General features: G+C 63.1%; 11 protein-coding genes. 9 read left to right on the forward strand and 2 right to left on the reverse strand.

What is annotated here, in order from left to right; translation table 11 throughout:
* Positions 1 to 64 precede the first annotated feature (64 nt).
* From ELEN_RS15865 to ELEN_RS03245, 3 genes are all read left to right on the forward strand, one after another.
* Positions 65 to 742, forward strand: a complete 678-nt coding sequence (locus tag ELEN_RS15865; RefSeq protein ID WP_015760073.1) for an acyltransferase — start codon at positions 65 to 67, stop codon at positions 740 to 742.
* A 241-nt stretch (positions 743 to 983) separates the two neighbouring features.
* The gene (locus ELEN_RS15875) at positions 984 to 1469 is read left to right on the forward strand and encodes a GDSL-type esterase/lipase family protein (RefSeq protein ID WP_009609517.1); all 486 of its coding nucleotides are present in this window, start codon (positions 984 to 986) and stop codon (positions 1467 to 1469) included.
* A gap of 250 nt (positions 1470 to 1719) precedes the next feature.
* Complete coding sequence (locus ELEN_RS03245) at positions 1720 to 2070, forward strand: UDP binding domain-containing protein (protein ID WP_041691601.1); 351 nt, start codon at positions 1720 to 1722, stop codon at positions 2068 to 2070.
* Positions 2071 to 2160: 90 nt separating this feature from the next.
* Here the strand turns inward: ELEN_RS03245 and ELEN_RS03250 are convergent, their stop codons facing one another.
* Both ELEN_RS03250 and ELEN_RS03255 read right to left on the reverse strand, forming a co-directional pair.
* On the reverse strand, positions 2161 to 2841 hold the full coding sequence (locus ELEN_RS03250; protein WP_009306519.1) for an alpha/beta fold hydrolase: 681 nt from the start codon (positions 2839 to 2841) through the stop codon (positions 2161 to 2163).
* 163 nt (positions 2842 to 3004) lie between these two features.
* Positions 3005 to 4303 carry an IS256 family transposase gene (locus ELEN_RS03255; RefSeq protein ID WP_227101377.1) on the reverse strand — a complete coding sequence of 433 codons (1299 nt, stop codon included), beginning with the start codon at positions 4301 to 4303 and terminating at the stop codon, positions 3005 to 3007.
* Positions 4304 to 4686: 383 nt separating this feature from the next.
* Between ELEN_RS03255 and ELEN_RS03260 the strand changes: the two genes are divergently transcribed.
* The 6 genes from ELEN_RS03260 (at position 4687) to ELEN_RS03285 (ending at position 12212) form a co-directional block, all read left to right on the forward strand.
* Positions 4687 to 6105, forward strand: a complete 1419-nt coding sequence (locus ELEN_RS03260; protein ID WP_015760074.1) for a cytosine permease — start codon at positions 4687 to 4689, stop codon at positions 6103 to 6105.
* Positions 6102 to 7205, forward strand: coding sequence for a DUF917 domain-containing protein (locus ELEN_RS03265; protein WP_009306517.1), 1104 nt, complete (start codon positions 6102 to 6104; stop codon positions 7203 to 7205). Before ELEN_RS03260 ends, ELEN_RS03265 begins: the two co-directional genes overlap by 4 nt.
* 4 nt (positions 7206 to 7209) lie before the next feature.
* Entirely contained in the window at positions 7210 to 8760 is a 1551-nt protein-coding gene (locus ELEN_RS03270; RefSeq protein WP_015760075.1) for a hydantoinase/oxoprolinase N-terminal domain-containing protein, read from the forward strand.
* Positions 8761 to 8898: 138 nt separating this feature from the next.
* Entirely contained in the window at positions 8899 to 9285 is a 387-nt protein-coding gene (locus ELEN_RS03275) for a GntR family transcriptional regulator (protein ID WP_015760076.1), read from the forward strand.
* A gap of 9 nt (positions 9286 to 9294) precedes the next feature.
* Positions 9295 to 10230 (forward strand): slipin family protein, encoded by a 936-nt coding sequence (locus ELEN_RS03280; RefSeq protein ID WP_015760077.1) that lies wholly within the window; start codon positions 9295 to 9297, stop codon positions 10228 to 10230.
* 362 nt (positions 10231 to 10592) lie between these two features.
* Complete coding sequence (locus tag ELEN_RS03285; protein ID WP_009609514.1) at positions 10593 to 12212, forward strand: molybdopterin-dependent oxidoreductase; 1620 nt, start codon at positions 10593 to 10595, stop codon at positions 12210 to 12212.
* Positions 12213 to 12229 lie beyond the last annotated feature (17 nt).

The following is a 12229-nucleotide window of genomic DNA, read 5'->3' on the forward strand; positions in this document are numbered from 1 at the left end:
TGCTGAAGGTATGGAAGATGTATCGAGGATTTGGTTTGCGTCGTTGTGAGAAAGGCTTGAGGTAGTGGAAGTAAAAAAGGGTGGACTGGAGGAAGATCACCAGTCGTCAAGCCTAAAGGAAAAGATTGTTAATCGCAAGAAGCCAATTCATCTGTTTATCCTTAACGGAATTGATGCCTTTTTCGTATTCGGGTTTGTCAAAGTATTTGGGATACTCGCTTATGATCGAAAATTTCTTTCCGGAAAGCAATTCGAGCATTTTTGGTCACCAGGATGGCGTTGGGCCTTCAACGGAATGATTAGGAAATTGCTCACTGGCCACGGCCGTGGGATTCCGTGGCCTATCGGCCGATCATGCGATTGCGGTAGAAATGTTGACTTTCACATTGATGATTTGAACAATTTTAACGGAACCGCGCTTTTTCAGACTTTCGGTAACGCCCGAATCAGAGTCGGAAGAGGGGTTTGGATAGCGAGAGGATGTTCTCTCATCACCGCGAATCACGATTTAGCGGATCCCGACGTTCACGCCGAGCCGCAAAACATTGATCTTGGAGATCATTGTTGGTTGGGAGCGAACGTCGTTATCACTCCCGGTGTCGTATTGGGACCCCATACGGTTGTTGGCGCAAACGCTGTTGTGACGAAAGGTTTTCCCGAAGGGCACTGCGTTTTAGGCGGAGTTCCCGCGAAGGTTATCAAGCGTCTTGACAACACTCTCGAGAAAGAGGCAGATCGATGAGTTGCAGAAGCGGAAGACGTTGTGCTGAAAAGCCTAGAGAGCGGATTGCTCATTGTCTTTCGCTTGTCTTGAACATCGTTCTCATCGTGGGGATTTTGATTTTCGGGGCGATCAAGGTCGCTCCTAAGGTTGGGGGGGGGGGTATGATTATCGCGCCAATCACTATTACTACGATTTCACTTCTCAGTTTGATCAAGTCGTTCGAATCGACAAAGCCGATATCTGCTTTGTCGGCGATAGCTTGACGCAACTCGGGCTCTGGAGTGAGTTCTTTCCTGGTTGCACGGTTATCAATAGGGGAATTGGAAGCGATGTTTCCGAAGGGGTGCTCAATCGTCTGGATTCCGTATCGGATTGCCGCCCAGATATTGTATTCCTTATGATCGGCGTAAACGACTTGGCAACGGGCGTTCCTGAAGCCACGACGGTTGCCAATGTCAAAAAGATCGTCGAATCGCTTTTGGTTAGCCTGCCTGACACGACGATAGTGATACAGAGCGTATTGCCAGCGGAAGACGTCGACGAAGTCGCGATCCTCCGGCTTAACGAGAGCTATGAAGAGATTGCTTCCGAATACGTCTCCGTTGAATACTTGAATCTCCATCCTTTGTTTCTTGTTGATGGAGAGCGCAACGCCGATCTTTATTCAGCCGATGGGGTTCACCTTGTAGGTGCCGGATATGAAACATGGTTGAATGCGTTGCTCGATTGCCCTGCGATAGAATGAGGTTAGATGCAGTAGATGTGAAGATGCCTCGCTCCAATAATGAAAACAGAAGCATGTTTCTGGTAAGGTCATCTCTCGCAACTTGAGGTATTCTCTTAATCATGAGTATCTGCTTCTTTGCAACATGAACTAGTCCGGTATAAGAGCATCTAGAAGAAGCGAGCAAGGTTTTAAAGAATCGAATTTACGTCTTTTATAGCAGCTGCTGGCGAACTACGCGGACGTGTCCCAGAACATAATGGGGGCCGTCGTGGACGCGAACCGCACGCGCAAGGACTTCGTGGCCGACGAGGTGCTGGCGAGAGTGGCGGGCGTCAAGAGCCCGGTCGTGGGGGTCTACCGTCTCACCACGAAGACCGGCTCGGACAACTTCCGCGCCTCTTCCGTGCAGGGGATCATGAAGCGCGTGAAAGCGAAGGGCGTGTGCGTGGTCGTGTACGAGCCGACGCTCGACGCCCCCGACTTCTTCGGCAGTGAGGTCGTTCGCGACCTGACTTCGTTCAAGGAGCGCTGCGATCTCGTCGTGGCCAACCGTTGGAGCGACGAGCTGTCCGACATTGCCGGCAAGATGTACACGCGCGACTTGTTCAGACGGGATTAGATCCGGTCTTCCGACTCTCGCGACTACCTGATTTTTCGCTTGCATTATGCAATTTACATGCGTATTGCATGATCATCATGACTAGGTCTATCAGCTTTCCAAAAACCTCCTCACGACCTTGTTGAACTCCTCGGGGTTCCCCGCAGCCACGAAATGATCCCCCTCCACGAAGGCCAGCCTCGCGCCTGGAATGCTGCTCGCGATCAACCTGGTGTGCTCCTTCTTGATCATGTCCCTCGCTCCGGCCACCACCAGCGTCGGCACCCTCAGCTCGGCTAGCTCCTCCGGGGCGATGTTCGGGTCGTTCACCATGAGGCTCAGCATTTCGGCTTTGCGGTGCGCGCGGACGCTCCAGCGCGCGAAGAGCGACGCCGCCCCGTAGCCCGCCACGATGGGCAGCTGCACCGACGGCTTCACTCCGCTGCCGTCCAGGTTCGCCCCATTCAGCACGAGCTTTCCCACGCGCTCGGGGTGCGCGAGCGCGAACACCAGCGCGATGTTCCCTCCGTCCGAGAATCCCAGCAGATGCGCGCGCTCGATGCCTTGCCCGTCCATGAACGCCAGCAGGTCGTCGGCGAACTGGCGGATGGTGAAGGGCGCCTCCCCGCGCGGCGAGCGACCGTGCCCGCGCGTGTCGAGCGCGATCACCCGGAAACGCGACGCGAACGCGTCCATCTGATGCTCGAAATACGAGCCGTCCTCGCCGTTGCCGTGCAGCAGGATGAGCGGCTCGCCGGTTCCTTGCTCACGGTAGTGCAGGTCGACGTCCACGCGGACTCCTTTTCTTTCGCCGGGCGGCTCCCATTCTACTCCCTTGCAGTTGCGGAAATCTCCTGCCACGCTGCGGCGACGGGTCGGAATCGGGGCCGCGTCCCGAATCGTGGTGTATCAGGGCCATCGCCGGAGAATCGCCGGCACCCTTGCGAGGTGAATCTTAGCCTTCGTCCTCCTTCGGGTCAATGGCGCTCCCTATGATCTTGCGCGCCGCCTCGCGGGCGGCGAGCACCTCGGCCTCGCCGGGGGCCTCGCGCTCCTGGGCCTTCCAGGCGTGCGCGAGCGAGGGCCTGGAGATGACGCAGCGCGCCGACCACTCCTCGTCGGCCTCGATGAGCGCCGCTCCCACCAGGCGGATGAGCGACTCGCGCGAGGGGAACCCCTGCACGACGCGCGTCCTGCGCTTGATCTCGCGGTTGGCCCTCTCCTGGACGTTGTTGGTGCGGATCTTGGTGCGGTGCGTGGCCGGGAACGCCAGGTAGGCGAGCGCCGCCTCCTCGGCCTCCAAGAGCACGTTTCCGGCCGCCCTCGAGATCTTCAGCACCTCCTCGGTCGCCTCTTGGTAGCACGCCCGCACGAGGACGGGGCTCTTCTGCGCGAAGACGGCCTTCATGGCCTCGCGCGCCTTTCTCTGGTCGTCCTTCCTGTGGATGCGGCCCGCCACGTTGCGCATGAGGTGCGTGACGCAGCGCTGCCAGGCCGCTCCTTGGAACGTCTCGGCTATCGCCTTCGCGAGCCCTTCGTGGGCGTCCGAGACGACGAGGCGCACGCCGTCGACGCCGCGCGCCCTCAGGCCGGAGAGGAACGCCTTCCACCCGGCGTGGCTCTCCGTGTCCACGCAGTCCACGCCGACGAAGCGCTTGTGGCCCGTGTCGTCGAGCCCGATCGCGGTCACGACGGCCTGGGACGCCGAGCGCCCCTCCACGCGGCACTTCACGTAGGTGGCGTCGAGCCACAGGTAGGCGAAGCGCACCCCGTCGAAGCGCTGCCTCCTGAACGCGTCCACCTCGGCGTCCAGGCACTCGCACAGGCGCGACACCTGCGACTTCGACATCGACCTCACGCCGAGCTCGCCCGCGACGGCCTCCACCTTGCGCGTCGATATCCCCATGACGTACATCTCGGCCACCGCCGCGACGAGCGCCCGGTCCACCCTGCAGTAGCGCTCGATCAGGTCCTCGGGGAAGAACGAGCCTCGGCGCAGCTTCGGAATCTTGAGGGTGACGTCGCCCGCGGCGGTCGAGAGCCCCCGCTCCCGGTAGCCGTTGCGCGAGTTGACGCGCCCCTCGTCGCGCTCCCCGTAGGGGGCGTTGCACGCCTCGTCGGCCTTCGCCGACATCGCGGCGTTCGCCAGGAGCTCGAGCATCCTGCGCCCGAAGGCCTGCAGGTCGGTGCATTCCTCGAGGATCGCGAACGCGAGCCCCTTCACTTCGGGGTCGTTGAATAGTAGAGTGTCCATAGCGGGCATCGCCTTCCTTCGAATCTGTCTTTTGTGGTGATTGACGATTCTAGACGATGTCCGTTTTTCTCGGGCAGGCTTCGCCCGCCCTCCAGAAACGGATTGATACACCAACTTTCGGGACGCTACCGGAATCGGATTGCGGTGGACGCAAAACGGCACCCATGACAATTTCAGCAGCTTAGTCGGGCGGGAGGGGCCATGCTCGATCTTCGCCACCTGGGCTTATGCGATCTGGCTACATGCTGCGATGCATCGGAAGCGCTCCAAGATTGTCATGGGTGCCGTTTTGCGTCCAAATCGTGATTGTCCCAGCTTGGCGCGCGGCTGTGCTACACTTTCGAGCCGATACCACCTAAAAAACGACGAACGAGGAGGCACCGGTGCCCACGGCACGCGACACCACCGCCGCGGCGGAAGCCGACGGTCTGCGCATCGACGAATCCGAGCGCAAAAGCTGGACCAGCATCGCATTCATCCGCGCGGGCGGCATGTTCAGCGCGCCGACGCTCATGGTGGGCGCGGCACTGGGGCTGGGGCTCGCGCTCAGCGGCGCGGCGCTGGCCACGCTCGTGGGGTTCGGCTTCATCGTTGCGTACATGTGCTTCGTGTCCATGCAGGCCTCCGACCTGGGGTTTCCCACGGCCTCGCTCGCAGCTCCCGCGCTCGGCCGCACCGGCGCGCGCTACCTCGTGTCGCTCATCGTGGGCGTCGTCACCATCGGCTGGTTCGGCGTGCAGACGGCCGTGTGCGGCGCCTCGCTGGCGCTTATGCTGGCCGACGTGTTCGGCCTGGCCGTGCCCGTGTGGGCGTGCTCGACGGCGCTCGGCGCGCTCATGCTGGTCACGGCGATCGTGGGTTTCGACGGGCTGAAATGGGTGAGCTCCGTCGCCGCGCCGCTGCTGGTGGCCATCTGCCTGTACGGCGTGGGCGCGTCGGTGGCGCGAACCGGCAGCCTCGACGCGCTGTTGGGCTACGTGCCGCTGCCCGCCGACGCCATCGGCCTCATCGCGGGCGTCAACATGGCGGTGGGGCTGTTCGCGTTCGCGGGCGCCACGGCCGGCGACTTCGCCCGCTTCGCGCGCACGCGCAAGGACGCCGTGCTCTCGTGCATCGTCGGCGTCATCCCCGCAGCGCTCGTGGCGCTGCTGGCCGGCGCGGCGCTGGCCATCGTCACCGGTCAGGGAGACATCGCCGTCATCATGAACTCCATCGGACTGCCCGCGGTAGGCCTTATTGCGCTCGTGCTGTCGGCGTGGACGGTGAACGCGAGCAACGTGTACTCCGCCGGGCTCGGCTTCGCGGTCATGTTGGGGAAGGGTGAGGGCGGCAGCAAGCTGACCACGGCCGTCTCCGGCATCGCGGGCATCGTGCTGGCGGTGGGCGGCATCCTCGGGCAGTTCGAGGCGTTTCTCACCGTGCTGTCGGCCTGCGGCCCCGCGCTGGCCGGCGTGATGGTGGCGGACTACTGGCTGGTGCGCAAGGGCCGCCCGGCGAACGTGCGCGTGCCCGCGGGTGTGTCGGCGGCGGGCGTGGCAGGGCTTGCGTGCGGCATCGCGGTGGCGCTCGTCACGGGCGGCACGTTCGCGCTGGTGTCGGGGCTGGAAGCGCTCGACCTGCCGTTCTTCGTTGGCCCGGTGAACGGCATCGTCGTGGCGATGGCCGCCTACGTGGCAGCCTACCGCCTGACGGGCGGCGAGCGCTTCGCGGGGCCCATCGCGTTCAAGCGACCCGCGGAATCGGCTATCATGAACCAGGTCACACTCGACGCTTCGGAACGCGCACAGGAAGGACAAGCATGAGAAAGATCGGCATCCAGGAAATCGAGGACATCGCGCTGGGCGCGACGCTTCTCGGCGCTGGTGGGGGCGGCGACCCTTACATCGGAAAGCTCACGGCCATCGGCGCCGTGAAAGAATGCGGCGAAGTGGAGCTGATCGGCATCGACGAGGTGCCCGACGGCGCGTTCATCATGCCCGCCGCATCCATGGGCGCACCCACCATCCTCGCCGAGAAGGGCGTGGGCGCCAACGAGTTCGCCAAGCTGTTCGACATGGTGTCGCGCTACTACGGCAAGCCCATCTACGCCACCATGCCCATCGAAGCTGGCGGCGTGAACTCCATGCTGCCCATCGCCGCGGCCGCGCGCCTCGGCATTCCCATGGTGGACGTGGACGGCATGGGCCGCGCGTTCCCCGAGCTGCAGATGGTCACGTTCACCATCGGCGGCGCGTCGGCCACGCCCATGGCGTTCATCGACGAGAAGGGCAACTCCGGCATCCTCGATACCATCACGAACAAGTGGACCGAGGACATCGCCCGCGCCGCCACCATGACCATGGGCGGCACGCTGACGGTCGCGCTGTTCTGCATGGACGTAGACACCTGCAAGCAGTACGGCGTGCACGGCATCGTGACGCGCTCCGAGGAACTGGGCCGCGCCATCCGCACGGCGAAGGACGAGGCGGCTGCGGCCGGCCTCACGCCCGAGGAGTTCTTCTTGAAGTTCACGGGTGGCCACAAGCTGTTCAAGGGCAAGATCTCCGACGTGCTGCGCGAGACGCGCGGGGCGTTCAACTTCGGCCGCGTGGTGCTGGAGGGCATCGGCGAGGACCGCGGCAGCCAGGCGTTCGTCGATTTCCAGAACGAGAACCTCAGCTGCGTGGTGGACGGCCAGATCAAGGCCACCGTGCCCGACCTCATCTGCCTCGTGGACCCCGACACGTTCACGCCCGTTCCCACCGACGCGCTGAAGTACGGCAAGCGTGTGCTGGCCGTGGGCCTGGAGTGCTTCCACCTGTGGCGCACGCAGGCGGGTCTCGACCTCGTGGGGCCGCGCTACTTCGGCATCGATACCGACTATATCCCCGTCGAAGAGCGCAGCGCGCGGAAGGAGGCGTAAGGCCATGTACAAATTGGGCATCGACGTGGGCGGCACCAACACGGACGCCGTTTTGATCGACGAGGACCTGAACGTGGTGGCGGCGGTGAAGAACCCCACGTCGGACGATATCTACACGGGCATCATGGGCGCGGTGGACGCCGTGCTGGCCGACGGCGGCGTGGACCGCGCGCAGATCGCGCAGGCCATGCTGGGCACCACCCAGTGCACGAACGCCATCGTGGAGCGCAAGGGCCTTGCGCCCATCGCCATCCTGCGCATCGGCGCGCCGGCCACGGTTGGCATCCCGCCGATGGTGGACTGGGCCGACGACATCGCTGCGGTGTGCGTGGACGCGCTCGTCATCGAGGGCGGCTTCGAGTACGACGGCAAGCGCCTGGCGGAGTTCGACGAGGCCGCGTGCCGCGCGTTCTTCGAGGGCGTGAAGAGCCGCGTGGAGGCTGTGGCCGTGTCCAGCGTGTTCTCCACGGTGCGCAACGACGACGAGCTGCGCGCCGCGACCATCGCGCGCGAGGTGCTGGGCGAGGACGTGCATGTGTCCATTTCCAGCGAGATCGGCTCGATGGGCCTGATCGAGCGCGAGAACGCCACCATCTTGAACGCGGCGCTGTACGACGTGGCGCGCAAGTTCACCGAGGGCTTCGCGGCCAGTCTGGCCGACAAGGGCGTGACGAACGCCGAAGTGTACCTGTCGCAGAACGACGGCACGCTCATGACCATGGAACACGCGCGCCGCTATCCCATCCTCACCATCGCGTGCGGGCCGACGAACTCCATCCGCGGCGCCAGCTACCTATCGCGCCGCGACGACGCCATCGTCATCGACGTGGGCGGCACCACCACCGACCTGGGCGTTCTGTCGCACGGCTTCCCGCGCGAGAGCGGCGTGGCGGTGACCATCGGCGGCGTGCGCACGAACTTCCGCATGCCCGACGTGGTGTCCATCGGCCTGGGCGGCGGTTCCATCGTGCGCGTGGCCGATGACGGCAGCGTCACCGTGGGGCCCGATTCGGTGGGCTACGCCATCACCGAGCGCGCGCTGGTGTTCGGCGGCGATACGATGACGGCCACCGACATCGCCGTGCGCCTGGGGATGGCCTCGGTGGGGGACGCCTCGCTCGTGGCCGATATCCCGCAGGATGTGGCCGAACGCGCGATGGCGGCCATCCGCGCGCTGGTGGAGGACGCCATCGACGTGATGAAGGTGTCCAGCGACGACATCGACGTGGTGCTGGTGGGCGGCGGTGCCATCGTGCTGCCGCACGAGCTGGCCGGCACGGCCGAGGTGGACGCGCCCGAGCACGCGGGTTGCGCGAACGCCATCGGCTCGGCCATCTCGAAGGTGAGCGGCGTGTACGAGGCGCTGGTGGACTACGACGTCACGCCGCGCGACGAGGCGCTGGCGGCGGCGCGTGCGGCGGCGATCGAGGCGGCCGTTGAGGCCGGCGCCGTGCACGACACCGTGGAGATCATCGACGCCGAAGACGTGCCGCTGGCGTACTACCCGGGCCATACGAACCGCGTGAAGGTGAAAGCCGCGGGCGACCTGGCGTAGCTTCCGGGTTGCAAGAATCGCGCCTTGCCGAGCGCGGCCGTCAACGCGACGGCCGCGCTTCTTTTCCCAGTCGATCCGTTGGCGTTCGCTTGTGTTATCATACGACTAGATGATACTTTGGCAGGAAGGTTGGGGCGCGTGTTCGAGACGTTGCGGGTGAACGATACATCGGGCGTTCCCGTGTGGATCCAAATCCGCAACCACATGATCTTCCTCATCAGGTCAGGGCACTTGAGGCCGGGGGATACGCTGCCTACGGTGCGCGAGCTGGCCATTCAGCTGGGGGTAAACTACAACACCATCCATAAGGTGTATCAGGATCTGGAGACCGACGGGCTGATCTTGTCGGGACGTGGAAAACGCTCGACCATCGCGGAAATCGATCGGGAAGCGCTCAGCCTGCCCGATTCGCCTGTAGACATGGTGATCGAGGAATTGGTTCGCGTGGTACGGGAGACGGGGGTTTCCCGCGCGGACGCGATGACGCGAATCGAGGAAGCGTTCGCGAAGCTCGAGGATCGATAGGGGAGAGCCATGGGCGAGAAGAAGCCGTACTTCGACGAGTTGGACGACGTGAGCGCCGACGACGTCGTGATTGCGACCGAAGCGCAGTTCGACGAGACGACGACCAGCCGCACGGGTGCGACAGCGCTTCGGTGGGTGCTGACGCTGATCGTGTTCTTTCTGTTCGCAGGCATGGCGTGGCTTACATGGTCGCTTGCGCCTGTCGTCGTGGGCGCGTTGGCCAGCGCGGTGCTGTTCAGCTGCATGCACGTGGTGCTGGAGTGGGAGCGCTCGGTGGTCCTGCGTTTCGGCAAGTTCAACCGCGTGGCCGGCCCCGGCCTCATCTTCATGATCCCGCTGGTGGAGTACTCGGCGGCCACGGTGGACATGCGCATGCGCTCGACGGCGTTCAAGGCCGAGCACGTGCTGACGGCCGACCTGGTTCCCGTGAACGTGGACGCCGTGCTGTTCTGGACGGTGTGGGATGCCGGAAAGGCGTGCTCGGAGGTGAAGAACTACGTCCGCCTGGTGTACTGGGCGGCGCAGACCACGCTGCGCGACGTGATGGGCGCGGTGAACATCGCCCAGCTGAGCACGCGCCGCGAGCAGATCGACCGCGAGGTGGCCGACATCCTGGAGCGCAAGACGAACGAGTGGGGCATCACCGTGGTGTCGGTGGAGATCCGCGACATCGAGATCCCCGACGAGCTGCAGGAATCGCTGTCGGCCGAGGCGCGCGCCGAGCGCGAGTACAACGCGCGCGTGATACTGGCCGAGGTAGAGAAGGAGATATCGGAGATGTTCGTGGACGCCGCGCGGACCTACGGTCGCGAGGATGCGGCGCTGCAGCTGCGTGCGATGAGCTTCGTCTCCGACAGCGTGCGCGAGAAGGGCGGTCTCGTGGTCATCCCCAGCGCCCTGTCCGAGGCGTTCGAGGGGTTGGAGAACATCGCGAAGAAAGCCTAGCGCGCCTTCTGCGCATCCGTTTGCCTGAAGGGGCTCCGCCGTCGCGGAGCCCCTTTCGCGTGTGCGAGTTCGACGCATGCCGGTTGACCACGGTTCCATCTGTGCCCGGCAACGGTGCCGGGTATCTATACTCGAAAAAGAATCATAAACATGTAAGACAAGTATCACAAATTTGTATGATTTATGATACGATACGGGCGACGGGGGAGGGTCGTATCGTGCAGCGTTCCCGTCAAGGGAGGGGGCGATATTCCGTTCATTACCGTTTTGAAGGCAGAAGGCGAGCAAGCCTTTACGGTGAAAGCGGCGCGCGGCGATTTCCGCGTTGATCCGCACGAAACGAGCGAAAGAAAGGAAGGGGAATGAGAAAGAAGCTGATGGTGGTGACCGCGATGCTGATGGCGGGATCGCTGTTCGCCGCCGGTTGCGCGCAGCAAGGAGCCGCGGAAGGGGAGAGCTCTTCGACCGAGGTTCAATATCAGAACAGCATCGAGGAGGCCGAAGCGTATCTTGACGGGGTGAACGAGCGTCAGGACGAGCTGAACAAGGAGTACGCTCCCGAAATCCGCACCTTGGAAGACGGCACGAAGGTTCAGCGCACGCCGACCGAGTACCAGTGCTACCACTGGAACCGTCCGTACGAAGGCGGCACGTCGTACAACAACTACTATCTTGATGCCGACAACCGCGGTTGCGGGGCTTGCCATGAAGATCTCGGCGACGCCCTGGCCAACATGGAGTACAGCCATCCGACCGTCTGGAACGACGCCCTCGGCAGTAAGATCACGGTCGACCAGTGCATGCTCTGCCATAGCGCAGATGACGGCTACGAGATGGGCACCGTCATGCACGGCGTCCACTACGGCGAACGCAACGGCGAGAACTTCGAGGAGCGTGGCGGCAAATGCATCAGCTGCCACAACATGACGGAGAACGAGCAGGGCGCCGAGCTTTGGGACGTGGTCAAGTACGACCATCTTGACGGCATCGTCAAGGTTCCCGACGTCCAGGGCGAGTTCGTGTTCGATCAGGACACCGTTGTGGCCCCCGAGGACATGTTCACCTACGACTGGATCCATTCCCGCTACGACAGCCTGATCCACATCATGGGCAAGAACGTGCTGGATACGGAGCTTCCGAAGGACTTCGTCGACAATTTCGAGATCACCATGGACGGCCTGGTGAACAAGCCGTTCACGGCGAAGCTGGCCGACCTGATCTCCGAAGCCGAGGCGGCCGGGGTCACCGTGACGAAGCTTTCGAAGATCCACTGCGTTGACAACATGCCCGGTGGCGGCGGCATCTCGAACGTCGAGATCACGGGCATCCCGCTGACCTGGCTTATCGAGAAGGCGGGCGGCGCGAGCAAGGACATCACCGGCGTGCTGTTCGATCGTCAGGAGTTCCGCACCAACGGCGCCCAGACGCACAGCAACCGCGGCGTCCCCGAGGCTTCGTTCGAAGACGTGTACCTCGTTTACGAGATCGGCGGCAAGCCGCTCGATCCCAGCCAGGGCAGCCCCTGCATCAACTGGGTCGAGAAGTGCGACGCCCAGTCGTACGTCAAGCAGTGCGTGGGCTACAAGCTGACCGACGAGGAAAAGCCGTGGGAAGACTGGATGATGAACGGTTTCAATTCGTACGGCGAGGGCCCCTACATCAACAAGCCGAATGCGACGGTGCTCAAGGTTCCCGAGGGCATGATCATCGAGACCGGCAAGCCCTTCACCTTCGAGGGATATGCGGACGCCTACGACGAGGCGGTGGTCAAGCTGGAGTTCTCCATGGACAACGGCAAGACCTGGACGCCGTACGATCTGGGCCAGACCGATCCTAGCAAGTGGGTGTACTGGCACTACACGTGGACTCCTGAAAGCGACGGCAGCTACGTGCTGATGGTGCGGGGCACCACCGATACCGGCCTCGTGGGAACCAACATCCAAAAGGTGATGGTGACCGCCAAGAGCAATGTGGAGGGATAGAATGAGATACGCTACTG

It is taken from the genome of Eggerthella lenta DSM 2243 (genome assembly GCF_000024265.1).
GTDB lineage: Bacteria > Actinomycetota > Coriobacteriia > Coriobacteriales > Eggerthellaceae > Eggerthella > Eggerthella lenta.